We start from the raw sequence: 25,939 nt of genomic DNA, 5'->3' as shown, positions 1-25,939 counted from the left end.
TGGTGTACCTTACAGTTTTTGGCATTGCAGGGTCAGTTCCTGATATCCCATGGCCGCTTGTTTGTCGCCCACGTCCGCCGGAATCGGCAGTACGCATTGCTGATCGGCTTTCGGACCCCATTTGATCGTCAGTTTCTCACCCGCTTTCACGCCGGAAACATAGGTTGCGCCCTCCAGGCCCACGGTGCCGCTGTTACGGCCGGACTCGTTGAACACACCGGCGCCGATGGCCGGGTAACCGTTATCACCCAGACGAGCGTGAATCAGCAGGCTGACGCCCTTGAAGGTATCGAAACTCACCTTCACCACCGATTTCTCGGTCGGCACCACTTGCTTACTGGCCACCGGCACATCCAGGCCCGGGCCGAAATCTTCGGTGCGCAGCGCCACATAGTTGTAGCGGTACGGGTTGGCCGACGGCACAACCGCATAACCGAAGCGATCGATGGTCACGCCCGGCTGGTTTTCCAGACGCACGCCTTTGGCGTCTTTCGCTTCCACCAGCAAGATGGTGTTCTGCAACGGCTGCGTCAGAGTCGCGCCGCCGGAGTGCACCAGCAGGCCGCCGGAGAGGCCCAGCCCTTCCTGACGGTATTTCGAGCTGTAGGCATAGCTACCGTCGATGTTACCGATGCTGCTGCTGTAGCCCAGGTTCAGGTTGCTGCTCTGACCGGAGGACTGCGTATGCCCGGTGGAAACCGAGTAGTTCATGCGACGATCATCCAGCAGGGTGCCGCTGATGCCGGTCGAGTAGCTGTCGCCGCTCTGCTTGCTGTGCGCCGCGCTGAAGTTGGCGGTGGTTGAGTTGTTGCTCTGGCCCCAATCCAACGGGATTGACATCGTGAAGTTCACGCTGCGATCGGAATAGCCGTACTGGCCGCGCGTATCCTGCAGATAAACGCCGTAGGAAATGCGCTTGAAGCCGTCGTTGTAACCCAGTTGAATCGTGCGATCGTTACCGGACACGCCCCAGTAGTTCTGGTGGCTCACGTTGGCGTACAGGCTAGCCCCCGCCCACAGCTGCTGGCTGAGCGACAGCTCGACGCGTTCGCGCTTGTTGCCGTAGCGTGCGGTGTATCGGGTGCGTTTCTGGTTGTTGCTCCAGGAAGGCTGGCCCGGCTGCAGATCGTTCGGATCCCAGTAATCATTGGCATAAATGCCGTTGCGCCAGCTGTTGCGTTCCTGGACCGCATCGCTGAGATCATAGTAACCGGAAGTCGCATAGCGATAGCCCGCCAACTGGAAGTTGGTGCCCATCTGGTTGAGCGATTTGGAGTACAGGAAACGGAAGCTCTGCCCCTGCTTGCGATCGCCGTTCGCCAGCTCGGTATCGGAGATCGAACCGTCCACGGAGATGGCACCCCACGATCCCAGGCTCTTACCGATACCCACGGCAGCGGAACGGTAGTGCTCGGCGATGATGGCGCCGCCGAACGGCGTCAGGCCATAGTTCATGCCGTATGCCGCAGTACCCTGAATCAGCTTCGGCTGATAGCCGCCGTTACCGTTGTGGTATTTACCGGCGGTCAGCTGGAAATTCCAAATGCCTTCGCGCAGCATGTTGGCCACGGAAGAGTAGGCGACGCTGAACGTTTTGTGCGAACCGTCGGCCTCGTTGACGGTCACCTGCAGGTCACCGTTGTTAGTATGCGGATAAACGTCGTGGATCTCGAAAGGACCCGGCGCGACGTTGGTGCTGTAGATAACATAACCGTTCTGGCGAATCTCGACGCGGGCATTGGTTGCCGCCACGCCGCGCACCACCGGCGCATAACCGCGCAGGCTGTCCGGCAGCATGTCGTCAACGCTGGAGAGTTGTACCCCACGGAACTGGAAGCTGTTGAACACGCTGTTGTTGGTGCTCGCCTGCCCCATCACCAAACGGCTGCGCCATGGCACGATGTCGGTCTCTGCCCAGGAAGAGACGTTGGTCCAGTTGCTGCTGCTGCCACTCTGTTTGTCCCAGGTGGAGTTGTTGCGCAGGCGCCATCTGCCTAGGTTAAGGCCGCTGTTCAACGCGAGGAACATGTACTCGCTGTCGTCAGCGTCATCTCTGCGATAGCTGTTCTTGTTGTAGTTGAAGTTATAGTTGGCGAACAGCGCGTTGATGCCTTCATCGTACATGCTTGGCGGGATCGCGCCGATAGCGCTCAGATCCATCATGGTCTGAGGTACGGAAATGTTAATCTGCTGCACCGCCGCGTCATAGCTGACGGTGGCGTCTTTAACCAACGCAGGCAGATCAACGCAGCTGCCGGCCTGCAGTGTTTCCGGCAGTTTGATGCCGTAGTTGCGCAGGTCTTCAACTTTCAGGCAGGGTTGAGACGCGGTCTGGCCTTTAACCTGACGAAAAGTAACATCCTTATGATCGACCTGAGTCAGGTTGACGTAGATGTCGAATGGGTAAACGCCTGGTTGCAAAGCATCGCCCTGAGCGACCGCTTCCGCGTTGCTCAGGTTTTCATCGCCGTGAATAAACGACATGTTAAACTCTGCCAGCGCTGCTTCACTCCAGAACATCGGCGCACTGGCGGCAATGATTGCAATTCGGATCAGCTGTGTCAGCCGCGTCGCTCCGCCTGCTACTTTTCGTTGATTTGCCATTCCCTGTCTCTCTTATTGTACTGGAACGTCCTTGACTTCCGTTCTACCGCCAAAATCGTTGATATAACTGAAAGCAATCTTGTTGCCGACGCTGACGCCCGCTGGAATGCTGATCGATAGGCGATCTTTCGGGCTCACCATGTTGGCGTCCACATCCACGGTCTTGCCTGCGCTGTTTTTCAAATGCAGCGCCCCAAAGGTAATATGCAGCGGGCCATCGTTAATCACTTGCAGACGTGAACCTTCACGCTGCCAACGCAAGTTTTGTACTTGCTCGTCCAGCGTCGTTTTCAACGCCACCGGCCGGTAAAAAAGTTTGATTCGAGTACGCACCGCAACCTGCAGCACGTTTTCTTGCTTCGGCGCCGGTGGAATTTCCTGCACGTTAATCCACAGCAGGGTTTCTTTATCCTGAGGTAAACCATTACCGGAATAGATAAAGCGCAGAACTGCAGTTTTAGCAGCGTCCAATTTCAGAATCGGTGGAACGACAACGACAGGCAGATTTTTCGGCACTTGGTTTCTGTCACCGGTGTCCAGCCAGGTCTGCACCATATAAGCTTCTGAAGCATCGTTATGAATCGGCAGAGAGGCGGATTTGTCATCGCCTTTATAAATCACGCGAGTGGCATCTACCTGGATACCGGCGTAGCTGTTAAAGGTGCCCAGCATCAGCAGAGCAGCAAAGAACTTTTTCATCGGTTTCCTCTACGGGCCATCCTTGGCCGTGTATGTCCTGAAAGACGATTATTTGTATTCGATAGTGAACGGGCTGGTGGCGTTAGCCAGACCTGCAGTTACGTTGCTATCGAATGAACGGTAACGAGCCTGCAGGTTGAAGGTCGCTTTACCGTCAGCAGCGATGGTGACTTTCGCTACGTCGTCGTTGATGTTGGAACCGTCGCCGATAGCGAATGGCTTGCCATTGTTATCGGTGATTTCGATACCCACGCCGGTAGCTGCAGCGCCGGTGCCGCCAACGTTGCTTACGGACAGCAGGTCTGGGTTGCCGGCAACGGTGTTACCGTCGAAACGCAGGCTGTAATCGCCGGCATCACATTTTTCCAGAGAGATCTGGAAAGCTTTAGAAGCGGATTTAGAACCCACGGTTGGGAAAGCAGAAGTTGGGTAAGTACCCAGGTAAACTTCTTTATTCTGAGTATCGCTAGTTACCTGGCAGGTAGACTGTTTGATTTCACCGGTGAATTTAACAGTGCCGTTTGCTGCCATTGCGTTGGAAGCAGTTGCAGACAATACCAGGGCGGCCAAAGGCAATAATACTTTTTTCATTTCCAGCTCCATAGAACAATAAAATAATCGATTCAGTGGCGGGCTTATATATATATTGCCGCCACTGAGCATACACTCAGCGATAGCACTCCCTTGCTGAAAAGGAGCGTTGCCTCGATGAACTCATTGCCGGACGAAATATAGACTAAGCATATTCTTAATGTTAAATCGTTTAAAACATTCATAAGGCCCCTCTTGATAGGAATAAACTATCGGCGGATACCTATCGATCGATGTTGACGATTCATATGAATAGGAATAATCTGTGTTTGGGAAAGCTGCAGAGTTCAAGATTTTGCATTAAGGCCTGAAAATCAGAATATTATCCCGAATATTTACATTTAGTAACAGATTGCGACGTTTGGACTTTGGCACGAATTACGCGTTAAATGGTCTGTCGACACGCTTCGGCCATCCTGACGCTTTAAATAAGAAATTTACCAATAAAATCGGAGTAACTTTCTTTTTAACCATTTAAAATCAACAAGTTAAATATCAATCCAAGGATTGGGAAATGAGCAGTTCTTTCAGAGAGAAAAATAACGGCATTAATTATGTTTTTCAGCCAATGTTCGCGAAATCGGGACAATTGCTGGCCGTTGAATGTCTGTCTCGCTTTACGTTTAATAGTGAGTACGCCCATTTTTCTCCCGAACAGTTCTTTCGTCACGCCGACAGTGCCACCCGGATTGAGATTTTGATGGATCAGATCAATCTGATCGATAAATACAAACACTGGTTTCATGAAAACCAAGTGATAGCCACGTTGAATGTTGACGACTATTCCCTGCAATCGCTGGCGAATACTCACTTTGCCGAAAGAATTAATGCCCTGCGCTGTATTCATTTTGAGATCAGCGAGAATTCAACCCGGCTGGTGAAAGATCGCGTACACGGCGATCCGTCATTGAATAGTTATTCATTTTGGCTCGATGATTTTGGTTCTGGCTATGCGGGTTTCTCCGCGTTGTACAACAGCCAGTTCCGCTTCGTTAAGCTCGACCGTTTTCTGCTTTGGGACTTCATGAAAAAGTCCGGCGGCGAGGGCTTGATGCGCGCGTTACTGCGCTTTTTTTACCTTAATCATTACAAGGTAATTATCGAAGGAGTTGAAACTCCCGAACACAAGAAATGGCTGGATGAAATGCCATATTACGCACTGCAGGGAAAGCTGTGGAAGGAATCCAGCATCAAGGATTTGAACTCGCTTCTTACAGCTGAATACTTTTAACTCGGTATTGGTGTTTGCCCTATGTCTAAAAACAACGTTCTTGTGATTAGTGAGTGTAAGTACAGCTATGTTGGCCTGTCGGTGCTGCTGAAGAAACACTACGGCGCGTACGATATCCGCCTGTTTTCCGATTTCATGCACGGCGGTGCCAAAGCAGAGAAGATCACCAAGCACGATATCGCGCTGATTTTCACCTCGCAAAATCTGGAACAGAGCGTCAACGTGATCGAAAGCCTGGTGTCCCTGCACCAGCAGTACAACAGCAAGACGCGTCTGCTGGTGTTCTATGACGACGAGCGCGTGGTGAAGCTGTTGTCGATCCTGGGGATTTCCGTTGAGTTGGTCTCTACCCGCATTCCGCTTTATTCGCTGCAGGAAAAAATCCAGCGGCTGCTGGAAAGCAAAGAACCGGGCGGCATCAGAGTGCAGAAAACCCGCGAGCTCAGCCCGGCGGAAAGCGACGTGATCTTCAATCTGCTGCGCGGCGACAGCCTGTTGCACATTGCCGAAAAACGCGGCACGCACCCAAAAACCATCTTTTCGCAGAAATACAGCGCGATGAAAAAGCTGCGGCTGCGCAGCATGAGCACCATCTTCGTCGCCGGCAAATAACCTGCCCTGGCTTGTTGCGCGGTACGCCGCGCGGCAACCAGCCCTCCCCCGCCAAGTTAAATTAATGTAACAACCGGCGACAAAGCAGCAACAGACACACAACATCTCCTCCTGTTGGTTACGATTTGCACACGGATTATCCGTGAGTCATGTCGTGTGGATTAAAATAAACATCAGGAGATGTTATGAAGTCGTCCTTATTCAGCCGCTACACCTGCTTTGTGCTGAGCATCTTGCTCACCCTGGTTTTCTTGATCATGATGCGCAACCATCCGTGGTTCTGGCTGCCGGCCCTGGCCTGCGGTGGCTTGATGGTGCTGGGCATCTATGATCTCACGCAGCAACGTCACGCCATCTGCCGCAACTACCCGATCATCGGCCGCCTGCGCTTCTTCTTCGAGTTCATCCGCCCGGAACTGCGCCAGTATTTCCTCGAACAGGATAATGAAGAGATCCCGTTTTCACGCACCCAGCGCACGCTGGTGTATCGCCGGGCGAAAAATGAGATGGGCGACAAGCCGTTCGGCACCCTGCTGGACGTCTACCAGACCGGCTATGAGTGCATCGGCCACTCCATGCGGCCGGTGGAAGCCGCCGACCCGACCAGTTTCCGCATCACTATCGGCGGCGCCGACTGCCACCTGCCCTACTCCGCGTCGATCTTCAACATCTCGGCCATGAGCTTCGGCGCGCTCTCCGCCAACGCCATTCGCGCGCTCAACCTCGGCGCGGCCAAGGGCAATTTCTACCACGACACCGGCGAGGGCAGCATCAGCCGCTATCACCGCGAAAACAACGGCGATCTGGTGTGGGAGCTGGGCAGCGGCTATTTCGGCTGCCGCACCGCCGACGGCCATTTCGATCCGCGGCGCTTTGCCGAACAGGCGCAAAGCCCGCAGGTGAAAATGATTGAAATCAAGCTCAGCCAAGGCGCCAAACCCGGCCACGGCGGCATTCTGCCGGCGAAGAAGGTGGATGCGGAAATCGCCGCCACCCGCGGCGTGCCGGAAGGGGTCGATTGCATCTCGCCGGCCTCGCACAGCGCCTTCACCACCCCGCTGGAAATGATGCATTTCATCCAGCAGCTGCGCGAACTGTCTGGCGGTAAGCCGGTCGGTTTCAAGCTGTGCATCGGCCACCCGTGGGAATTCGTCGCCATCGTCAAGGCGATGCTGCACACCCGCATCCTGCCGGATTTCATCGTGGTGGACGGCAAGGAAGGCGGCACCGGCGCCGCGCCGCTCGAGCTTTCCAACTATATGGGCATGCCGCTGCGCGAAGGGCTGCTGTTCGTGCATAACACATTGGTAGGCTGCGGCCTGCGCGACCAAATCAAGATAGGTGCCAGCGGCAAGATCATCAGCGCCTTCGATATCGCCAGCGTGCTGGTGCTCGGCGCTGACTGGGTGAACTCGGCGCGCGGATTTATGTTCGCCGTCGGCTGCATCCAGTCGCAAAGCTGCCACACCAACCACTGTCCAACCGGCGTGGCGACGCAAGATCCGCTACGACAGAAAGCGCTTGTAGTGCCGAACAAGGCGGAACGCGTCTACCACTTCCATCAGAATACGGTGAAAGCGCTGGCAGACATGCTGGCGGCGGCCGGCGTCAGCCGCCCGGAACAGCTGACCTCACACCATATGCTGCGCCGCATCACGCCGACCGAGATCAAGGTGTACGCCGATATCTATTACTACCTGGAGCCGGGGGCGCTGCTGCAGCCGGAGATCAAAAGCGAGTTCTATGCCCGCATGTGGCGTATGGCGACGCCCACCAGTTTCGATCAGGCGATCTCGCTGCCGGCGGCATGATGGGATAAGGAATAAAAAAGAGTTGCCCCCTCGCCTTGGGGAAGAGCATATGGAGAGGGGTTGCTTGCTACGGCGGCCCTCCCCCTCAACGGCGAGAGGGCGTGTCGGTTACTGCTTGCGCACCGGCGCATCGCCGGCGACGTAATAGTCGGCGGTGCTACGCGGCAGCGGCGCGCGCTGGCGAATGCGATCGGCTAACTTCTCGGCGATCATGATGGTGGTGGCGTTCAGGTTGCCGGTGATGATCAGCGGCATGATCGACGCATCCACCACCCGCAATCCTTCCATGCCGTGCACCCGGCCCTGCCCATCGACCACCGCCATCTCATCCTCGCCCATCTTGCACGAGCAGGACGGGTGGAAGGCGGTTTCGGCGTGCTCGCGCACGAAAGCGTCCAGCTGTTCGTCGGTCTGCACCTCCGGCCCCGGGCTTATCTCGCGGCCACGGTATTCGTCCAAAGCCGGCTGCGCCATGATCTCGCGCGTGATGCGAATAGCGTCGCGGAACTCCTGCCAGTCCTGTTCGGTCGCCATGTAGTTGAACAGAATGCTCGGGTGCTGGCGCGGATCTTTCGATTTCACCTGCACCCGGCCGCGGCTCGGCGAACGCATCGAGCCGACGTGCGCCTGGAAGCCGTGCTCTTTGACCGCGTTGCTGCCGTTGTAATTAATCGCCACCGGCAGGAAGTGATACTGAATGTTCGGCCAGGCGAACTCTGCACGGCTGCGGATGAAACCGCCGGCCTCAAACTGGTTGCTGGCGCCGACGCCGGTACCGTTGAACAGCCATTCCGCGCCGATCTTCGGCTGGTTGAACCATTGCAGCGCCGGGTACAGCGACACCGGTTTCTTACAGGCGTACTGCAGGTACATCTCCAGGTGATCCTGCAAGTTTTCCCCGACGCCCGGCAGATCGTGCACCACCTTGATATCCAGGCTGTTCAGCAGCGCCGCCGGGCCAACGCCCGAACGCTGCAGGATCTGCGGTGAGGCGATGGCGCCGGCGCACAGCAGCACTTCGCGCCGCGCTTTGGCGTGGGTCAGCTGATTACTGTCGCCCTGCAAATAGTTGACGCCCACCGCACGCTTGCCGTCGAACACGATATGGTCGGTCAACGCATGGGTAACGATTTTCAGGTTCGGCCGCGAACGCGCCTGATCCAGATAACCGCGGGCGGTGCTGGCGCGGCGCCCTTTCGGCGTCACGGTGCGATCCATCGGGCCGAAGCCTTCTTGTTGGTAACCGTTCAGATCGTCGGTGCGCGGGTAACCCGCCTGCACGCCGGCTTCTACCATGGCGTGGAACAGTTCGTTGTTACCGGCTTTCGGCGTGGTGACACTCACCGGGCCCTCGCCGCCGTGGTAATCATTCGGGCCGATATCGCGCGTTTCCGCCTTGCGGAAATACGGCAGGCAGTCCAGATAGGTCCAGTCTTCCAGACCCGGCGCCTTGGCCCAGTTATCGAAGTCCATCGCGTTGCCGCGAATGTAACACATGCCGTTGATCAGGGACGAACCGCCCAGCCCTTTGCCACGGCCACATTCCATCCGGCGGTTGTTCATGTGCGGCTCAGGATCGGTTTCATACGCCCAGTTATAGCGGCGGCCCTGCAGCGGAAACGCCAGCGCGGCCGGCATCTGGGTACGGAAATCCATCCGGTAATCTGGGCCGCCGGCTTCCAGCAGCAGCACGCTGACGTCGGCGTCTTCGGTCAATCGGGTGGCTAACACGTTGCCGGCGGAACCGGCACCGATAATGATGTAGTCAAATTCCATTCATTATCTCCTTACTTTATAGAGGCCTGGTCAGGCAAAGACGCGAAGCGCGGCTCGGCAACAGGCTGTGTATTTGGGCGCTCTAGAGATTGTCGGCCGCAGCCAACGCGGCTGCGGCTCGAAAGACGACGGGAAGATCAGAATACCGAGGCGTATTCGCCCAGCTCGACCTGCACCGATTTGATCTGGGTGTAGTGTTCCAGCGTCGTCAGGCCGTTCTCGCGGCCGACGCCGGACTGCTTGTAGCCGCCGACCGGCATTTCCGCCGCCGACTCGCCCCAGGTGTTGATCCAGCAAATGCCGGCTTCCAACTGATGGATCACGCGGTGCGCGCGTGCCAGATCGTTGGTCACCACGCCCGCGGCCAGGCCGAAGGTGGTGTCGTTGGCGCGGCGCACCACTTCCTCTTCGCTCTGGTAGCGGAGAATGCTCATCACCGGCCCGAAGATCTCCTCGCGCACGATTTCCATGTCGTCGCGGCAGTCGCTGAATACCGTCGGCGCCACATAAGCGCCTTTGCCGAATTCACCGTGGGTGACGCGTTCGCCGCCGCACAGCAGGCGCGCGCCGCTGTTCTTGCCGCTCTCGATAAAGCGCAGCACCGACTCCATGTGCGCGAAGCTGACCAGCGGCCCAAAGTTGGTCTGCGGATCGGTCGGATCGCCGAGGCGAATACGCTTCACGCGCTCGAGGATTTTCGCCTCAAACTGCGCCTGCAGCGCCGCCGGCACGAAGACGCGGGTGCCATTGGTGCACACCTGGCCGGAGCTGTAGAAGTTGGCCATCATGGCGATATCGGCGGCGCGATCCAGATCGGCGTCGTCGAAAATAATCAGCGGTGACTTGCCGCCCAGCTCCATAGTGACTTCTTTCAGCGTCGACCCCGACGCGTTGGCCATTACCTTCTTGCCGGTTTTCACCCCGCCGGTGAAAGAGACTTTGGCGATGCCCGGATGGTCGGTCAGGTACTGCCCCACTTCCGCGCCGCTGCCGGTCACCACGTTGAAAACGCCGTCCGGCAGGCCGGCTTCGGTGTAAATTTCCGCCAGCTTCAACGCCGTCAGCGAGGTGACTTCACTCGGTTTGAAGATCATCGCGTTGCCCGCCGCCAGCGCCGGCGCGGACTTCCACAGCGCGATTTGAATCGGGTAGTTCCAGGCGCCGATGCCGGCCACCACGCCCAGCGGTTCGCGGCGGGTGTAAACGAATGAGGTTTCGCGCAGTGGGATCTGTTCGCCTTCAATGGCCGGGATCAGGCCGGCGTAATACTCCAGCACGTCGGCGCCGGTAACGATATCCACCGCGGTGGTTTCCGACATCGCTTTGCCGGTATCCAGCGTTTCCAGCGCCGCCAGTTCATCGTTGCGCTCGCGCAGAATATCCACCGCGCGACGCAGGATGCGCGAACGCGCCATCGCCGTCATCGCCGCCCACACCTTCTGCCCGCTGGCCGCGCTGGCCACCGCACGATCGACGTCTTCAGCGCCGGCGGACTGGACTTCAGCCAGAACTTCGCCGTTCGCCGGGTTAATGGCGTTGAAGGTTTTTCCAGCGGTGCTGTCTACATAGGCGCCATGAATATAGAGCTTCTGCAAGCCAAAACGGGACATAGGATCTCCTTGGGTTATCCTCCGGGCGGCGTCTGCCCCCGGAGTTGGAACGTGATGTATTCGGTCGTGAGCGCCAGCGCCTGCGCCTGATTGAACGCCGAGCCGCGCAGCGCGCTGCGCAGCCACAGTCCGTCGATCAGCGCCGCCAGCCCCTTGGCCGCCAACCGCGCCTGCGGCTGCGGCATGACGCGGCGAAACTCGGCGCACAGGTTGGAATAGAGCCGGCGGCCGTTCACCTGCTGCAGCCGGTTGAGCTGCGGTTGGTGCAGACTGCTGGCCCAAAAGGCCAGCCAGGTCTTCATCGCCGCGCTGTTGATCTGGCTGTCGTCGAAGTTGCCGGCGACGATCGCCTGCAGCCGCGCCGCCGGGCTGTTATCGGTCAGCGCCTGCAAGCGCAGCTTCACCGCCTCGCCCAGATGACTGATCAGATAGCGCATCGTGGCCTCCAGCAGGCCGTTCTTGTCCTTGAAATAATGGCTGATGATGCCGTTGGAAACGCCGGCCCGCCGCGCGATCTGTGCGATGGTGGCGTCATGCATTCCCACTTCGTTTACCGCGGCGAGCGTGGCATCAATCAACTGCTGCCTTCTGATTGGCTGCATTCCTACCTTTGGCATATTTCGACTCTCACAAAACCGACTTCGGCCTTATCTCAGCGGGCAAATTTCACTGCCGTTTCGCCCGTGATTCAGGTCATCATGAGGACCATTAAACTTTTTTTTGATTGAACGTTCAATAAAAATTGCATATATTTTATTGCCGCCTGGTTAAAAATTTGTACTATCTGGTTGTGGAACTGGCTGATTTTTGTGAGGTAATTAACGAATCTGACCAAAATCAGTGGCTGTAAGCGGTTCCCGCCGCGAAGCGCGCCGGCGCTTCATTAACAGGCGAAAGCGGTATCATTCAGGCCCTCCTCACGGGGATGGCCGCCGCCTTCATTCGCCCGTTTTCCAGAGGCCAACGCGCCCCGGAATGCGGAGCGGCACGATTTTCTCAGTTCAGAGGATGACGATGACAACCCACGAAACCTCCTCCAAACCGCAGCAGGACCGCCTCAACCCTGTGGTTTTCTTCACCTCGGCGGGGCTGATCCTGGCCTTCTCGCTGATGACCATCTTTTTCACCGACTTCTCCGGGCAGTGGATCACCCGTACGCTGAATTGGGTGTCGACCACCTTCGGTTGGTACTATCTGCTGGCTGCGACGCTGTACATCGTGTTCGTGGTGTTTATCGCCGCTTCGCGCTTCGGCTCGATCAAGCTCGGGCCGGAACAGTCCAAGCCGGAGTTCAGCCTGATGAGCTGGGCGGCGATGCTGTTCGCCGCCGGCATCGGCATCGACCTGATGTTCTTCTCGGTCGCCGAGCCGGTAACCCAGTACATGATGCCGCCGGAAGGTGACGCGCAAACGCTGGAAGCCGCGCGCCAGGCGATGGTCTGGACGCTGTTCCACTACGGCCTGACCGGCTGGTCGATGTATGCGCTGATGGGCATCGCCCTCGGCTACTTCAGCTATCGCTACAACCTGCCATTGACCATCCGCTCGGCGCTGTACCCGATCTTCGGTAAGCGCATCAACGGGCCGATCGGCCACAGCGTGGACATCGCCGCGGTGCTCGGCACCATCTTCGGCATCGCCACCACGCTGGGCATCGGCGTGGTGCAGCTCAACTACGGCCTCAAGGTGCTGTTCGAAATCCCGGAAAACCTGACGGTGCAGGGCTCGCTGATCCTGCTGTCGGTGATCATGGCCACCATCTCGGTCACCTCCGGCGTCAACAAGGGCATCCGCATCCTGTCCGAGCTGAACGTGCTGCTGGCGCTGGGCCTGATCCTGTTCGTGCTGTTCTTTGGCGACACCGAGTTCCTGCTCAACGCGCTGGTGCTCAACGTCGGCGATTACGTCAATCGCTTTATGGGCATGACGCTCAACAGCTTCGCCTTCGATCGGCCGGTGGAGTGGATGAACAATTGGACGCTGTTCTTCTGGGCCTGGTGGGTGGCGTGGTCGCCGTTCGTCGGCCTGTTCCTGGCGCGCATCTCGCGCGGGCGCACCATTCGCCAGTTCGTGGTCGGCACGCTGATCATACCGTTCGTGTTCACCCTGCTGTGGCTGTCTATCTTCGGCAACAGTGCGCTCTACCAGATCATTCACGGCAACGCCGAGTTTGCCCAAGAAGTGATGCAGTTCCCGGAGCGCGGTTTCTACAGCCTGCTGGCACAATACCCCGGCTTCACCTTCAGCGCCTCGGTGGCCACCATCACCGGCCTGCTGTTCTACGTCACCTCGGCGGACTCCGGCTCGCTGGTGCTGGGCAACTTCACCTCGCGCCTGGCCGACATCAATAATGATGCGCCGAACTGGCTGCGGATTTTCTGGTCGGTGGCCATCGGCCTGTTGACCATCGGCATGCTGATGACCGACGGCGTGCCGGCGCTGCAGAAAACCACGGTGATCATGGGCCTGCCGTTCAGCTTCGTGATCTTCTTCGTGATGGCTGGGCTGTATAAATCGCTGCGGGTGGAAGACTACCGCAAGGCCAGCGCGCTCAGCACCCTGGCGCCGGTGCCGGTCTCCAGCCACGACGTGCTCAACTGGAAACAGCGCCTGTCGCGGGTGATGAACTACCCTGGCACCCAGTACACGCAGAAAATGTTGGATAAAGTCTGCCGTCCGGCGATGCAGGACGTGGCGCGTGAGCTGGAGCTGCGCGGCGCGAAAGTGGAGTTCAGCGAAGTGCCGCCGACCGAAGACGAGCGTCTGAACCACCTGGAGTTGCTGGTGCGCCTGGGCGAAGAACAGAACTTTATCTATCAGATCTGGCCGATGCGCTACTCGGTGCCGGGCTTCACCTACCGCGCCCGCTCCGGCAAGTCGCACTACTACCGGCTGGAAACCTTCCTGATGGAAGGCACCCAGGGCAACGACCTGATGGACTACAGCAAGGAACAGGTGATTGGCGATATCCTCGACCAGTACGAGAAGCACCTGAACTTCCTGCACATTCATCGCGAAGCGCCGGGGGGCACCCTGACCTTCCCGGATATGTGACGGTCGATAAATAACGAGAGGGCGTAGCCAGGCTACGCCCTTTTTTATGCCTGCTCGGCCGGCAAGTCGGCTTTCAGCAGCACCAGGGAACCGGCCAGCAACACCAGATCCTTGATTAAAAAACTGGTGGCCCCGGCCATGGCCGGGAAACCGCCGGCGGAAGGCTCCCAGGCACCCGGCGTGGAAAAGATCAGCGTCAGCGTGGTCAGGTAGGTCACCGTCGAACCGATCGCCCCCAGCAACCCCAGCCGCCGCGACCAGAATCCCGCCAGCAGCAGCAAACCGAAGCTCCACTCGGCGACGCCCAGCGCATAGCTGGCGCCGCGGATGCCGAACGCCTGATGCATCCAGCTCAGCAGCGGGCTGTTGCCGATCAGCGGTACCAGCCCCTGCGCCTCGTAATCAAACCACTTGGCGTAACCGAAGGCGGCGAAGATCACCACCAGCGCCGCGCGCATAAAGATAACGTCCCCGTTCGAGCGCTGAAAGCGCCGTAGCCATGTCGCCAGCATCATCCTCTCTCCTTATGTTGCCCACGGCCGCCGCGGATCGCCCGCTTGCGGCCGCGGGGTGCGGCGGCTTAGTGCCCCATCGCGTCCTTCTTCATTTCGTCCTTCTTCATTTCGTCTTTCTTCATACCGTCTTTCTTCATACCGTCTTTGGCCATACCGTCTTTCGCCATGCCATCCTTCTTCATCGCGTCTTTGCCCATCTTGTCTTTCTTCATGCACTCTTTGCCCATGCACTCTTTCTTCATGCCATCTTTCGCCATGCCGTCGTGCGACATCTGGCTCATGCCGTCCTTTTTCATCGCGTCTTTGCTCATGCCGTCCGCGGCGTTGGCGCCGGCCACGCCCAGCATCAGCGCGCTGCACATCATCATTGCGAATAACTTTTTCATGGTATTTCCTTCCGTCATGTCAAAGGCACCGGGGTGCCGGAGAATGGCCGGTGGCTGCCTCAGCTGCCGCCAAACCAGTTGTAACCCTGGTCTTCCCAGTAACCGCCCGGGAAGCGGTTGGTGACCTCGATCACCTGAATGTGTTTCGGATTCTTGTAGCCCAGCTTGGTCGGCATGCGCAGCTTCATCGGGTAGCCGTATTTGCGCGGCAAGACCTGCCCGTCATAGGTCAGCGCGATAATCGTCTGCGGGTGCAGCGCGGTGGCCATGTCGATGCTGGTGTAGTAATCGTCGGCACAGGTAAAGCTGACGTAGCGGGCGCTCAGATCCGCGCCAATCGCCTGGAGAAAGGTCGCGAACGGCACGCCGCCCCACTTGCCGATGGCGCTCCAGCCCTCGACGCAAATATGGCGCGTCACCTGGCTGACCTGCGCCATGCGGTGCAGCTGCGGCAGGCTCCAGGCGCGTTTGTCCTGCACCAGTCCCGCCACCTCCAGCCGGTAATCGTCGCCGTTGATGTCCGGCGCGTCCTCCTCGGCGTAGAAAGCGTTGAACGGGAACGGCCGGGTGATCATCGATTCCGGGTAGACCGGCGCCAGGCGATCGCCATTGAACAGCCAGCCCTGTACCCGATCGTTGAAGCGCGAGATGCGGCTCAGCGCCTGTTCGACGTTGGCGTTATCGCTGAGATCGCAGCCGGTGAGCATGGCGATGCCGCCCAGCGTCAGGCCGTTGCGCAGAAAGCGGCGGCGCGAAGGCGCGCTCAACAGCCGCTGCGCTTCTTTGACGATCGCCTGCCCTTCACCGATCGTCATGATCTGTTTATCCTTTTCCATCATTCACTCCTTAGCGTCCGCGCAGCATGGCCAGCAGCGTCCGCGGCACCAGCGCCACCATCACCAGGTGAATCGCGACGAAGGCCACCAGCGCCGACATGGCAAAAAAGTGGATATAGCGCGCCGCCTCATAACCGCCGAGCAGCGTGCGCAGCAGCGGAAACTGCACCGATTTCCACAGCACCAGCCCGGACAGCGCGCTCATCACACCGAGGATCATCACCGACAGATAGGCCACGCGTTGCACCATGTTGTAGTGGCGCTGGTCGGCGTGTTGCAGCCTGCCGCGCAACGCGGCGCCTATATCGGCGAGAAACTGCCGTGGGCTGAGCGGCCAATATTTGCGTTTGAAACGCCCGCTGGCCAGGTTGATCAGCAGGTAGCACAGCCCGTTGACGCCGAACAGCCACATGCCGGCGAAGTGCCACTGCAGCGCGCCGCCCAGCCAACCGCCGAGCGTCAGCTCATTGAGAAAGCTGAAGTTGAACAGCGGCGAAGCGTTGTAGATGCGCCAGCCGCTGGTCACCATGATCAGCATCGCCAGCGCATTCAGCCAGTGCGTCAACCGCAGCCACAGCGGATGCACCGTCTGTCGTTGTTCCGGAGTGAAAGTGAGGCTCATAAAGATTCCTGCCAGCTAACGATGCGATGAGCCAAGTATTCGCCGGATTTGTTCCCCAAGACCTCACGCAAAGTTAAATAAAATGTGATAACTCCGCCGATGGGGGTTGTGTAGACTTCAGAGAGAAACGGGCAATCAGCGGTAATGAGAATGGACAAGCCAAAACGAATTTTGATCGTCGAGGACGACGGCGACATCGCCGAGCTGCTGCAACTGCATCTGCGCGACGAAGGTTACGCCATCAGCCACGCCGCCGACGGCAATCGGGGCATGGCGATGCTGGAACAGGGCGGCTGGGATGCCTTGATCCTCGATCTGATGCTGCCGGGCGTGGACGGATTGGAAATTTGCCGCCGGGCGCGCACCATGACGCGCTACACGCCAATCATCATCACCAGTGCGCGCTCCAGCGAGGTACACCGTGTGCTGGGGCTGGAGCTGGGCGCCGACGACTATCTGGCCAAGCCCTTCTCCATGCTGGAGCTGGTGGCGCGGGTCAAGGCGCTGTTTCGCCGCCAGGAAGCGATGAGCCGCAACCTGCGCATGGACGCTGGCGTGCTCAGCTTCAACGATCTGACCATCGACCCCATCGCCCGCGAAGTGCACCTGCATCAGCAGCCGGTCGAGCTGACGCCGCGCGAATTCGACCTGCTGTACTTTTTCGCCCGCCACCCGGGCCAAGTGTTCTCACGCCTGAGCCTGTTGAATCAGGTTTGGGGCTATCAGCACGAGGGGTATGAGCACACCGTCAACACCCATATCAACCGGCTGCGCATCAAGATCGAGCGCAACCCGGCGGAACCGGAGCGCATCCTCACGGTGTGGGGCATGGGCTATAAATTCGCGGCCGCGCCGCAAGAGTGAGCCATGAAAAACCTTACGTTAGCGCAACGCCTCACGCTGATCTTCGCGCTGCTGATCGTCATCGGCTGCGCCTTTTCCGGCTGGATGCAGGTGCGCAGCAGCACCCAGTACAGCCAGGCGGTGATCCAGCGCCTGTCCGGCAACCTGGCGCAGCATATTGCCGACAGCAACCCGCTGCTGGGGGTGAACGGGCCGGATCCGCAGGCGGTGCATACCCTGTTCGATCAGCTGATGGCGGTGAATCCCAGCGTTGAGGTTTACCTGCTCGACAAACAGGGCGCGATTATCGGCAACGCCGCGCCGGCCGGGCATCTGAAGCGGCAGCGGGTCGCGCTGCCGCCGCTGCAGGCGCTGCTCGGTGGCGCGCCGATGCCGGTGTATGGCGACGATCCGCGCAGCGCGGACGGGCGCAAGGTGTTCAGCGTCGCGCCGCTTAAGGTCGATGGCCGGATCGAAGGCTATCTGTACGTGGTGCTGCTCGGCGAAGAGTACACGGCGCTGGCCAGCAACGCCCAGTTCAACTCGGCGGTCAGGATGGCGCTGTGGACCTCCGGGCTGATGGTGCTGTTCAGCCTGCTGGCCGGCGGTTTCGCGTTTTATTGGGTGACGCGCCCTATCCGTCGCCTGACCCGGCAGGTCAGCGCGCTGGACAGCGGCGGCATCGAGGCGGTGCAGGCCTACGCGGCGCTGCCTGCGGTACGGGCCGGGCGCGACGAAGTCAGCCAGCTGCAGCAGGCTTTCCACCGCATGGCGCAGCGCCTTGCCGATCAGTGGCAAACGCTGGCGCAGCAGGATCGGCTGCGGCGTGAGTTCATCGCCAACGTCTCGCACGATCTGCGCACCCCGCTCACCTCGCTGCACGGCTATCTGGAGACGCTGTCGGTCAAGGCTGCCACCCTGAGCGAAGCCGATCGGCGGCGCTATCTGGAGATCGCGCTGGCGCAGAGCCGCAAGGTGGGCAAGCTGGCGCAGGAGCTGTTCGAGCTGGCGCGGCTGGAGTACGGCGTGGTGAAACCGCAGAAAGAGCCTTTTTCCCTCAGCGAGCTGTTGCAGGACGTGTTCCAAAAGTTCGAGCTGGCGGCGGAGGCGCGCAACCAGCGGCTGCACGCCGACATTCCCCCCGGCATTCCGCCGGTGTTCGCCGATCTCAGCATGATTGAGCGGGTACTGACTAACCTGTTGGACAACGCCATTCGCCATACGCCGCCCGGCGGCGACATCGGCGTGCGGCTGTGGCGGCAGGACGATCGGGTGATGGTGCAGGTCAGCGACAGCGGCCCCGGCATTCCGCAGACGCTGCGCGCCGATCTGTTCGTACGCCCGTCTGTCCTGAGCGGCGCCCGGCGCCCTTCCGGTGGACTGGGCCTGATGATCGTGCGGCGCATTCTGCAGCTGCACGACAGCGATATTCAGCTGATCGAACAAGCGCAAAGCGGCGCCTGTTTCCGCTTTGCCATTCCGCCGCGTTAATCGAGGCAGCTGCGATCGACGCTGATAAATTTGTCGTTATAGATAATGAATTTCTGCCCCTTCAGCCGAATACCGGCATGGGTCAGCGTATCGCCGGGGCGCAGGTATTCGGTGACACCCTCTTCATCTGTGCTGTTGCAGCCCGGCTTGAGCAGGAACTTGAAATAGGTGTTGCCGGTGTTGGTGAGCGTACCGCGCTGGGTATCGAGCCGATAGGCAAAGTTTACCTGACGCGGGCGCACCACCAGAATGGTGTCCATCACCACGATCGGCTCCAGGTTGACGCCGGCGCCCCGACGCGGCCCCGGTTCGAACAATCGGGTCGGCACTTCGCGAAATGATACCCGGTAATAACGCTCGCGATTATCCTGCGGCCCGCGGTAGAAAAACTTATAGTACTCCGCCTGCCCGGCCTGCAGCGTCAGTTGGCGCGGCGCAAACAGCAGCTCGCCATCCGCCGGCCGGCTGCGCACCTCGCGCTCTCCCGGCCGATCGATGGCGCGAATGCTCACCTGATACAGGCGCGCGCTGCGGTTGTTATTCAACACCCGCTTGGCGGTGAATGAGCGATCCTGATCCATGGCAAACGTCAGGGTACCGACATTGATTGCAGCGGCGGTAAAGGGGAAGGACAAACACAGCAACCCTATCAGCACAAGTTTCACGCCCTGTCCTCAATTGATGTTGCGCCAGGTGGCTTCGACATGAATTTCACCGGCGGCGCTGACGTCGCCATACCAACCGTTGCCGTCGACGGTTCTCAGCGAGATCGGATTGTTCATCGGAATGCTAAAGGTCACGCGGGTCTTGTTCAGCACTCCCACTTCACCGGAGATATCATTCCACGGCGTGCTGCTCCAGAGCGCATTGGTCATGTCGTGCCACTGGCCATCGCAGCCGGCGGCGAAGCTCTGCTGGCCGTTGGTGCTGGTGGTGATGCCGAGGGTGGCGGGGAACGGTACCTGGGTACTGTTATCCGCAGAAGAAAAGAGGCAATAGTTCACCCCGTTGATCGCCTGAGTCGGCCCGGTCGCCATCACCCTCACCTGATCGGCGGCGGTTTTGCCGCTGGTGGTCACGAAGTAGCCGAACTCCAGCGCCGGTTCCGCCGGGCCGACATAACCTTCACGGTGTGGGCTGTTGTCGTAATCATCGGAAATAATGCTGATGCTGAAATCGCGCGGCTTGATAATCAGCTGGTTTGAGGTGGAAAACTCATACCATCCCGACTCCGGCGAGGTGGTGTTCTGAAAACGGAAATTGATCAGATCGCGAGTGCCGCTGTCGGAAATCCCCAGCGCGACCATCTGTTTGAAGAAGTTACTGGAGAAGAACACATACACGGCGTTGCTGCTCTTCAACTCGTTAAACGTATAGTAGCTGCCGGTGCCCGACGTATTTTTCCAGGTGTTGCCGTTCAGACTGAACTGCAGATCGGCGGCGTTCACCGCGGATGACAGCGCCGCATGGTTAATCGCCGGGAAAATATGAATCGAGGTATTGCTCACGCTGCCGTCGGTCTGCAAATCGTAGCTGACCATCTTGCACATGATGCCTGAGCGGGCGCCGATGGTCTGGTTCTTGCAATCGGCATTGCCCTCGCCGATGATCGGCACCCCATCGCTGTTGACGAACACCTCCGATACGGCGTTGGTATTGATAAAGCGCAGGTGGGCCGCCTTGCTGTGCGTGACGGTGCGCTTGTACCAGCTGCCGCTGGCCTGATCCCGACAGCGGCCGCCGGCCGTGGCGTCGTAAGCCACCGACGTTTGGCAGCCGTTGATCTGCATGCTGAAAGCTTCGCCCGCCGCCATCTGCTTCAGATACTGATAGAAGCTCGGCGACATCATGCCGTGCATCCATTTTGCGCCGCCGGGCGTAACCACGGCGCCGTAAAATCCCTTTTCGTCGGTGGTCTGCGGCAGAATCAAGCTGGTATCCATATTGCAACCGGCATACCAGTTGATGCAGCGCAGGCCGAGGAACGGATTCTTTATCGGCGCATTTTCCAGCCACATGTCATAGCGCCAGTTGGCATTCAGCCCCGTGTTGTAACCATTATCCACGTACCCCAGGCTCTGCTGATAGACAGTGCCGGAACCGCCGTATTTCAGCCCGGTCCACTTATTGGCGCCGGTCATGCGCGGATCCAGCCCGCCGGCCGGCGTGACGAAAAAGTTGTCGTCGGCGTTGTTCTCCACGAAGACAAATTTCATGACCGCCGCATCCGGCCAGTTGGTCTGGCTGACCGCCGCCTGCAGCGCGGGGGCGACCAGCGCCAACAACAACAGCGCAACGTTAGCTCTCATGGTCAGACTCCCCGGATGACATATTGCCCGCATAGGTTTTCAGCCCGGTGCAGATCACGTCGCCGATCCACACCGCGCCTTGCGCCTTGCTGAGATCCAAATCCACTTCGCATGTCTGATTGCCGCCGTGGGTAAAATCGATAACCGGGAATTTCTTGTCGACGTCCATGATAAATTCGCCTTTCTCATCGGTGCGGGTGCGGCCGATATGGTTCTTGATATAAGCGTTGGCCAGCAGCGTGCCGTCCTCCGCTTTGATGCGGCCGAACACCGTCACCATCTGTTTTATCTCCGGCGAGATCACCGCCACGTTGCCCGGATACAGGGTGAGCTTGCTCTTGCGCTTGGTGACGATATCGAAGCTCTCCGCCGAGTTTTTGTTGTTCATCAACTCAACGTCGTACTGACCGTAAGGCGACAAAGGCAGGTAATTCTTATTGCCGCTCAGCTTCACCATCCGGCCGTCAACCCGTGCGGTCAGCAGCCCGTCGTTTTCAATGCCGGTATTGAAGATAATCCCGGCGTTGCCTTCGTTGCGGCCGCTGATGGCAATATCGCGCCCTTGCCAGCCCATGCTGCCGCTCGCGGTCAGGCTGCTGTTAACGTAGCCGTCGGCGGAGCTGCTGACGTTGAGCGTGCCGGCAGAATACTTGGTGTCGAAGCGCGCATAGCCGCCACCGTTGAAGCGGTTGTCGCCGCGGGTATCACCGGAAATCGCCCGCGACAGGTTGGCGCCCAAGGTGCGGATCGGCCCGTCCTTGATGTCCTTGCGCGCCGCCAGGTTGGCGGTGGTGTAGCCGTTTTGATTGGAAACGCCGGCGCTGAGCCAGTTGCCCATCGGCAGTGAAAAATCGAGCGCGATGTACTTGCCGGTATTGGCGTTGCTGCTGCCGTTGTTGTAGCGTTGCACGCCCGCACGTACGCCCAGCGTGCCGAAGCGGCCGGTAAAGATGTTCTGGTAATAGTCGGCGTTGTAATAGTGACTGTCGTTCTTCTTATCGTCGTTGTAGCTGGCGCTCAGGGTGCCCAGCGGAGACCACAGCGCCCCCAGATTAAGGCTGCCGCCAACGGCGCGGTTATAGGCGTCATTTTGCAACAGACGATCGCCAATCTGCGTTTTCTCCTGATTGATCCATACGCTGCTGAAGCCGCCGGGCAACGCGGCGCTGACGCTGTTGACCAGGCTCCAGGAGCGATCGGAGGCCGCCATGTTTTGCAGGTTGATCTGAATCGACTCGGTCACCGGCAGGCTGACGCGGCTCTCGCCGACGGCGTTGCCGTCAAACGAATACCCCGACAGCGCCCAATTAAGCGTTTGCAGATTGCCGGTAGCCGAAGCGCCAAGCAAATAAGAGTCCTTTGCCGGGCGGTGGCGCTCCCGTTCGCCGCGCCAGTCGTCCATGCGCAGCATCCCGCCCCAGAATTGCCAGGCCAGCGGCGCATTGGCGCCGCGATTGGGGCTGAACAATTTATTCACTCGCTGCATGCGTTTATCGACCACTTTGCCGTTGACCACGATCTCCACCTCTACGTCATAGATACCGTAGGGCAAACTGCCGGTGTCCACTTCATGGTTGCCCATCGTGAAGTTTTGTACGCTGAGCAGCCGCCCGTCGCGCGACAGATGCACCTCGCCGGCCGAGGGGAAAAAAACCACGATCGGCGTCAGCGATTGGGAATTATCGAATACCGTCGAGTTGGCGCGGTTGCCGTAGGACAGACCATAAATCTTGCTCGAGTTGATGGTGGTGACCGGCCCCAGCGACTGCAGATTCCAGCTGTCCAGCATGCCGGCGGCGAAACGGCGGCCGGCGAAATCACGCTCGTACATCGCTTTGTACAGCGTGGCGTTTTCATCGCCGCTGCCGATACCGTAGATTGAACCGTTCAACTCCACGTGGTGCTCACGCAACGCCGTGACGCTGTTGAGCGATAAATAACTGGAGGTGTTGCCTTCGCTGGCGCGGGCCCGGTTATCGTAGACCCCGAGGTTATAATCCAGCGTGCTGCTTACGGCATCCACGCTGGACGCGCCGATGTCGCTGGAGCGAGCGCGCAGCACCGTCCCCAACGCGGATTCCTTCACCACCAGCTGCAGGTTGAGCTGCCGGAAATCCAGCGCCAGCCAGGCGTCGTCCGCGACCCGGATATGCTGCTGCCGATCGAATGGCGCATCCTGCAAAGCCTGCAGCTGGCCGGCAATCGCCGTGGTCAGCGGGGCACCGTCGTCGTTATCCTCCAGCGTCACCCGACGAATCTTTAGCCTGTCCTGATCCAGGTAGAGAAAGGCATGGCCGATGCGGCTGTCGTCTTTGACGCCATCGCTCTTTTCATAATGCAACAACAGCGGAATACTCATCCCCTCGCGCAACGCCAGGCTGAAAGTGTGCGGGATCAGCACGCCGTTAATCTGCGTCAAACCGGCCGCCATCGCCATCCGGCCAGGCAACAGCGTCGGGAGCGCCAGCGCACCGGCAGCCAAAAGCGTTTTCAACAGCACAGCGTTCACATGCCACTCCTTGCGTGATTGTTTTGCATCCATCGTGGATAACGCGCGCATTACTTCACCGGGATAAACTGTTCGCCGTGCCACAGCGCGACGCGTCCTTTTTTATCGTTGACGTCAACCTTGCTGAAGGCACGATCCTTCCCCGGCATCACGAAATAGTTTTCCTTGCAGTCGCTGCCGTCTTGCTTGTTCCTGCAATTGCCGTAGGCCACCACTTTGAACGTGGCGTTGCCGGTGTTTTTGATCCGCCCATTGGCGAACTGATAGGCGAAGCGATCCTGCCGAGGCGCCACCACCAAAATGGTGCCGATGCGCGCCGACGTAGTGGCCACGGCATTACGCCGAGCCGAGTTTTGCCCCGCCTCGCTCAGCGCCTGATCGAACCAAACGATGCGGTAGTAACGCTCCTGGGTATCATTCGGCCCCTTGTAGTAAAAGCGGATCACATCACTGGCGTTAGCCGGCAAGATCAGGCTGGCGGGCGACAGCAGCATTTCGTCCCGGCTGCTCATCGGGATCACCGTACCAGAGGCCAGGGGACTGGAAATGCGTTCGATCTTGATGGTCACCAGCCGGCCGCTGTCGGTGGTGTTTTTGATTTCCTTGCTCAGGCGCGCGCTGTCGCCAGGCATGAAGGTGCTGATCTCACCCACATCGAGAGCCAAAGCCGGCCTCAGCAGCATTAACATCAGGGTGACGGCGAGAGAAAAGCGTGTCATTGCGGTATTCCACTGGCGTTGATGGGCGCTAAATAGCAGGAGGTCTCCCCCCTGCCAGATGAAGATCGTTCGGGGGATTAGGAAGTCCAGGTCGCGTTGAACTCGACGCTGACGTCGCCGCTCCAGATACCTTCCGGCAGCGTGCTGAAATCCGTGACGGCGGTGGTGCCGTTTGACGTCGCGCCGATGATGCTGAAGGTGAACTGCTCCTGCGCGCTGGTGCGGCCGGCCTGGTTGTAGGCGTTGGACAAGGCGCTCAAATTGCCGCCCAAAATGCCGGCGGTGGTGTCGATCATGGTGGTTTCAGCCGTTTTCCCGACCACCGCACCGTTATAGTTCACCCCGACTTCCAGCGTAGAACCGGAAGTATCCAGCTGAGTCAGCGTATTGGAGACCAGTTTTGAGGTCAGTTTGAAAGCGGTGGCCGTGGTATCGCCTTCCACGGTGACGTCAAACAGGCCTTTCTGGCTGTTGAAACCCTTAATGCCTTCTGCATAGTTGAAGGCCAGGCTGCCAATCGGCGTCACAACCAGTTTGCTGGTGGTGTCTTTCTTGGCGGTCGCAGACCAGGTTGCCAGCGCCTGAGCGGTAACGTCGGCGGCTTGAGCAGTGCTGACCGCTGCAAAGGCGGAAACGATCGCCAGAGCCAGTGTCATTTTCTTCATGGTATAACTCCCTTCAATGTTGAATATGTTTTCTTTCTTTCGTCCATTCTCAGCCAGCCGTTTGCATCACTGCGTTTAGCCAGTCTGCTTGACGCCACAAGAATATCCCTGGCCGATCAAAAAAGAATCATTAACTATTAAAGTTCAAATATTTAGATTTAAATCCCGCCATTAATGTTTTAACCCCCATCAATCACATTAAAAAGCGGGTTAAGCCTTTGATGAAAGCACAATCACATTGTGGTTTAACCCCGGCAAGGCGGTTATTGTTTAACCACAAATACGCTCTGTTCGTCCTTCTCATGTCGGTGCAAAATTTCAGCGCCGGCATTGTTCGCTGAGGGGGGATTGATTGGATTTACGCAGGGGGCAGCAGCCAATCAAGATCGGCCGCTGTAGAGAAAAGGGGGGCTTATCGCCACGTGTCAGGAAGGGTATCGGGTTCTCAGGGTAAGAATAAGCCGCATAAAGCCGGCCTGATTGAGGCCCAGTTTTCGCATAATATTCAGTTTATGGGAGCTTATGGTTTTGTAACTTCGCCGGGTCACGTTGGCGATGCTTCGTGCAGATGCGCCGGCAACCATCATGGCCAAAACTCGCCATTCAGTGTCAGATAATGCGGCTGCAGAGTGCATCAGCCGGGCGCGAATATGCGGGGAACGATAGCCGGAGAACTCACCCGCAGCCGCAATGGCATCACTCAGGCAATGCAAAGGCTCCTCCTTTGCCACTATAGCTATGCGCGCATCCGTCGCCAACAACGCTAATATACCGGGATGTTCTACCGCGGTGAAAATCACCAAGGGAATTTCCGGCCAGACATTTTTTGCCGTCAGAACGAACCGTAATACATCATACAAATATTCGCTCTGATGATATAACTCCATAATAAGCGCGCGAGGCTTTCCCTCTTTCAATACCCCCTCCAGCTCCCTCAAGGTGTCGATAAAATAGCGGTCACTTGATTGGGTAACGAGAAATGCTTCCATTCCTCTTCTCACTAAATAGCTGGGTTCGAAAAATAGCAGCGCATCACCGAAATCGGCTTTAACCATA

General features: G+C 58.5%; 22 protein-coding genes. 6 read left to right on the top strand and 16 right to left on the bottom strand.

What is annotated here, in order from left to right; translation table 11 throughout:
• Positions 1-9 precede the first annotated feature (9 nt).
• Genes C9411_RS15555 through C9411_RS15545 form a run of 3 tightly spaced genes read right to left on the bottom strand, consistent with a single transcriptional unit; the run spans position 10 to position 3,894 of the window.
• On the bottom strand, positions 10-2,604 hold the full coding sequence (locus C9411_RS15555; RefSeq protein ID WP_107227423.1) for a fimbria/pilus outer membrane usher protein: 2,595 nt from the start codon (positions 2,602-2,604) through the stop codon (positions 10-12).
• Between the two features lie 12 nt (positions 2,605-2,616).
• The gene (locus tag C9411_RS15550) at positions 2,617-3,303 is read right to left on the bottom strand and encodes a molecular chaperone (RefSeq protein WP_033646826.1); all 687 of its coding nucleotides are present in this window, start codon (positions 3,301-3,303) and stop codon (positions 2,617-2,619) included.
• Between the two features lie 48 nt (positions 3,304-3,351).
• Positions 3,352-3,894, bottom strand: coding sequence for a fimbrial protein (locus C9411_RS15545; RefSeq protein ID WP_033647475.1), 543 nt, complete (start codon positions 3,892-3,894; stop codon positions 3,352-3,354).
• A gap of 514 nt (positions 3,895-4,408) precedes the next feature.
• Between C9411_RS15545 and C9411_RS15540 the strand changes: the two genes are divergently transcribed.
• From C9411_RS15540 to C9411_RS15530, 3 genes are all read left to right on the top strand, one after another.
• A complete protein-coding gene (locus C9411_RS15540; RefSeq protein WP_047568560.1) occupies positions 4,409-5,125 on the top strand; it encodes an EAL domain-containing protein in 717 nt (238 codons plus the stop codon).
• 21 nt (positions 5,126-5,146) lie between these two features.
• Positions 5,147-5,737: a LuxR family transcriptional regulator gene (locus tag C9411_RS15535; RefSeq protein ID WP_004939094.1), complete on the top strand. Its 591-nt coding sequence runs from the start codon at positions 5,147-5,149 to the stop codon at positions 5,735-5,737.
• A 185-nt stretch (positions 5,738-5,922) separates the two neighbouring features.
• Complete coding sequence (locus C9411_RS15530) at positions 5,923-7,548, top strand: FMN-binding glutamate synthase family protein (protein ID WP_063988840.1); 1,626 nt, start codon at positions 5,923-5,925, stop codon at positions 7,546-7,548.
• A 108-nt stretch (positions 7,549-7,656) separates the two neighbouring features.
• On the opposite strand, the gene betA is transcribed toward C9411_RS15530, so the two are convergent.
• From betA to betI, 3 genes are all read right to left on the bottom strand, one after another.
• Positions 7,657-9,324, bottom strand: coding sequence for a choline dehydrogenase (gene betA, locus C9411_RS15525; protein ID WP_063988839.1), 1,668 nt, complete (start codon positions 9,322-9,324; stop codon positions 7,657-7,659).
• 137 nt (positions 9,325-9,461) lie between these two features.
• Positions 9,462-10,934 carry a betaine-aldehyde dehydrogenase gene (gene betB, locus C9411_RS15520; protein ID WP_063988838.1) on the bottom strand — a complete coding sequence of 491 codons (1,473 nt, stop codon included), beginning with the start codon at positions 10,932-10,934 and terminating at the stop codon, positions 9,462-9,464.
• Between the two features lie 14 nt (positions 10,935-10,948).
• Positions 10,949-11,551: a transcriptional regulator BetI gene (gene betI, locus C9411_RS15515; protein ID WP_004939107.1), complete on the bottom strand. Its 603-nt coding sequence runs from the start codon at positions 11,549-11,551 to the stop codon at positions 10,949-10,951.
• A gap of 397 nt (positions 11,552-11,948) precedes the next feature.
• On the opposite strand from betI, the gene C9411_RS15510 reads away from it, so the two are divergent.
• Complete coding sequence (locus C9411_RS15510) at positions 11,949-13,988, top strand: choline transporter (protein WP_060440723.1); 2,040 nt, start codon at positions 11,949-11,951, stop codon at positions 13,986-13,988.
• Positions 13,989-14,032: 44 nt separating this feature from the next.
• Here the strand turns inward: C9411_RS15510 and C9411_RS15505 are convergent, their stop codons facing one another.
• From C9411_RS15505 to C9411_RS15490, 4 genes are all read right to left on the bottom strand, one after another.
• A complete protein-coding gene (locus C9411_RS15505) occupies positions 14,033-14,503 on the bottom strand; it encodes a YkgB family protein (RefSeq protein ID WP_033637683.1) in 471 nt (156 codons plus the stop codon).
• A 65-nt stretch (positions 14,504-14,568) separates the two neighbouring features.
• Positions 14,569-14,889: a pentapeptide MXKDX repeat protein gene (locus tag C9411_RS15500; RefSeq protein WP_107227422.1), complete on the bottom strand. Its 321-nt coding sequence runs from the start codon at positions 14,887-14,889 to the stop codon at positions 14,569-14,571.
• 59 nt (positions 14,890-14,948) lie between these two features.
• Complete coding sequence (locus tag C9411_RS15495) at positions 14,949-15,725, bottom strand: molybdopterin-dependent oxidoreductase (protein ID WP_063988836.1); 777 nt, start codon at positions 15,723-15,725, stop codon at positions 14,949-14,951.
• 10 nt (positions 15,726-15,735) lie between these two features.
• Positions 15,736-16,347: a cytochrome b/b6 domain-containing protein gene (locus tag C9411_RS15490; RefSeq protein ID WP_107227421.1), complete on the bottom strand. Its 612-nt coding sequence runs from the start codon at positions 16,345-16,347 to the stop codon at positions 15,736-15,738.
• A 150-nt stretch (positions 16,348-16,497) separates the two neighbouring features.
• Between C9411_RS15490 and C9411_RS15485 the strand changes: the two genes are divergently transcribed.
• Together C9411_RS15485 and C9411_RS15480 are read left to right on the top strand one after the other, a co-directional pair.
• On the top strand, positions 16,498-17,211 hold the full coding sequence (locus tag C9411_RS15485) for a response regulator transcription factor (RefSeq protein WP_047728196.1): 714 nt from the start codon (positions 16,498-16,500) through the stop codon (positions 17,209-17,211).
• Between the two features lie 3 nt (positions 17,212-17,214).
• Positions 17,215-18,681, top strand: coding sequence for an ATP-binding protein (locus C9411_RS15480; RefSeq protein ID WP_063988835.1), 1,467 nt, complete (start codon positions 17,215-17,217; stop codon positions 18,679-18,681).
• On the opposite strand, the gene C9411_RS15475 is transcribed toward C9411_RS15480, so the two are convergent.
• From C9411_RS15475 to C9411_RS15450, 6 genes are all read right to left on the bottom strand, one after another.
• The gene (locus tag C9411_RS15475) at positions 18,678-19,346 is read right to left on the bottom strand and encodes a fimbria/pilus periplasmic chaperone (protein ID WP_060438937.1); all 669 of its coding nucleotides are present in this window, start codon (positions 19,344-19,346) and stop codon (positions 18,678-18,680) included. The genes C9411_RS15480 and C9411_RS15475 overlap by 4 nt on opposite strands.
• 9 nt (positions 19,347-19,355) lie before the next feature.
• Positions 19,356-20,990, bottom strand: coding sequence for a hypothetical protein (locus C9411_RS15470; protein ID WP_107227420.1), 1,635 nt, complete (start codon positions 20,988-20,990; stop codon positions 19,356-19,358).
• The gene (locus C9411_RS15465) at positions 20,980-23,532 is read right to left on the bottom strand and encodes a fimbrial biogenesis outer membrane usher protein (protein WP_304574427.1); all 2,553 of its coding nucleotides are present in this window, start codon (positions 23,530-23,532) and stop codon (positions 20,980-20,982) included. The genes C9411_RS15470 and C9411_RS15465 overlap by 11 nt, the downstream gene beginning before the upstream one ends.
• A gap of 17 nt (positions 23,533-23,549) precedes the next feature.
• Positions 23,550-24,218 carry a hypothetical protein gene (locus C9411_RS15460; RefSeq protein WP_107227418.1) on the bottom strand — a complete coding sequence of 223 codons (669 nt, stop codon included), beginning with the start codon at positions 24,216-24,218 and terminating at the stop codon, positions 23,550-23,552.
• A 77-nt stretch (positions 24,219-24,295) separates the two neighbouring features.
• Positions 24,296-24,883, bottom strand: coding sequence for a common pilus major fimbrillin subunit EcpA (locus C9411_RS15455; RefSeq protein WP_107227417.1), 588 nt, complete (start codon positions 24,881-24,883; stop codon positions 24,296-24,298).
• A gap of 425 nt (positions 24,884-25,308) precedes the next feature.
• Entirely contained in the window at positions 25,309-25,938 is a 630-nt protein-coding gene (locus C9411_RS15450) for a LuxR C-terminal-related transcriptional regulator (RefSeq protein ID WP_107227416.1), read from the bottom strand.
• Between the last annotated feature and the right edge of the window lies 1 nt (position 25,939).

Source organism: Serratia sp. Nf2 (genome assembly GCF_003028435.1).
GTDB lineage: Bacteria > Pseudomonadota > Gammaproteobacteria > Enterobacterales > Enterobacteriaceae > Serratia > Serratia marcescens_L.
This window is presented reverse-complemented; position numbering and strand designations above follow the sequence as displayed.

Coding starts and splice junctions, on each gene's coding strand:
- C9411_RS15490 (WP_107227421.1), bottom strand. CDS start 16,347: ATGAGCCTCACTTTCACTCCGGAACAACGACAGACGGTGCATCCGCTG.
- C9411_RS15480 (WP_063988835.1), top strand. CDS start 17,215: ATGAAAAACCTTACGTTAGCGCAACGCCTCACGCTGATCTTCGCGCTG.
- C9411_RS15545 (WP_033647475.1), bottom strand. CDS start 3,894: ATGAAAAAAGTATTATTGCCTTTGGCCGCCCTGGTATTGTCTGCAACT.
- C9411_RS15455 (WP_107227417.1), bottom strand. CDS start 24,883: ATGAAGAAAATGACACTGGCTCTGGCGATCGTTTCCGCCTTTGCAGCG.
- C9411_RS15470 (WP_107227420.1), bottom strand. CDS start 20,990: ATGAGAGCTAACGTTGCGCTGTTGTTGTTGGCGCTGGTCGCCCCCGCG.
- betI (WP_004939107.1), bottom strand. CDS start 11,551: ATGCCAAAGGTAGGAATGCAGCCAATCAGAAGGCAGCAGTTGATTGAT.
- betA (WP_063988839.1), bottom strand. CDS start 9,324: ATGGAATTTGACTACATCATTATCGGTGCCGGTTCCGCCGGCAACGTG.
- betB (WP_063988838.1), bottom strand. CDS start 10,934: ATGTCCCGTTTTGGCTTGCAGAAGCTCTATATTCATGGCGCCTATGTA.
- C9411_RS15450 (WP_107227416.1), bottom strand. CDS start 25,938: ATGGTTAAAGCCGATTTCGGTGATGCGCTGCTATTTTTCGAACCCAGC.
- C9411_RS15530 (WP_063988840.1), top strand. CDS start 5,923: ATGAAGTCGTCCTTATTCAGCCGCTACACCTGCTTTGTGCTGAGCATC.
- C9411_RS15460 (WP_107227418.1), bottom strand. CDS start 24,218: ATGACACGCTTTTCTCTCGCCGTCACCCTGATGTTAATGCTGCTGAGG.
- C9411_RS15505 (WP_033637683.1), bottom strand. CDS start 14,503: ATGATGCTGGCGACATGGCTACGGCGCTTTCAGCGCTCGAACGGGGAC.
- C9411_RS15540 (WP_047568560.1), top strand. CDS start 4,409: ATGAGCAGTTCTTTCAGAGAGAAAAATAACGGCATTAATTATGTTTTT.
- C9411_RS15500 (WP_107227422.1), bottom strand. CDS start 14,889: ATGAAAAAGTTATTCGCAATGATGATGTGCAGCGCGCTGATGCTGGGC.
- C9411_RS15550 (WP_033646826.1), bottom strand. CDS start 3,303: ATGAAAAAGTTCTTTGCTGCTCTGCTGATGCTGGGCACCTTTAACAGC.
- C9411_RS15465 (WP_304574427.1), bottom strand. CDS start 23,532: ATGGATGCAAAACAATCACGCAAGGAGTGGCATGTGAACGCTGTGCTG.
- C9411_RS15510 (WP_060440723.1), top strand. CDS start 11,949: ATGACAACCCACGAAACCTCCTCCAAACCGCAGCAGGACCGCCTCAAC.
- C9411_RS15495 (WP_063988836.1), bottom strand. CDS start 15,725: ATGGAAAAGGATAAACAGATCATGACGATCGGTGAAGGGCAGGCGATC.
- C9411_RS15485 (WP_047728196.1), top strand. CDS start 16,498: ATGGACAAGCCAAAACGAATTTTGATCGTCGAGGACGACGGCGACATC.
- C9411_RS15535 (WP_004939094.1), top strand. CDS start 5,147: ATGTCTAAAAACAACGTTCTTGTGATTAGTGAGTGTAAGTACAGCTAT.
- C9411_RS15555 (WP_107227423.1), bottom strand. CDS start 2,604: ATGGCAAATCAACGAAAAGTAGCAGGCGGAGCGACGCGGCTGACACAG.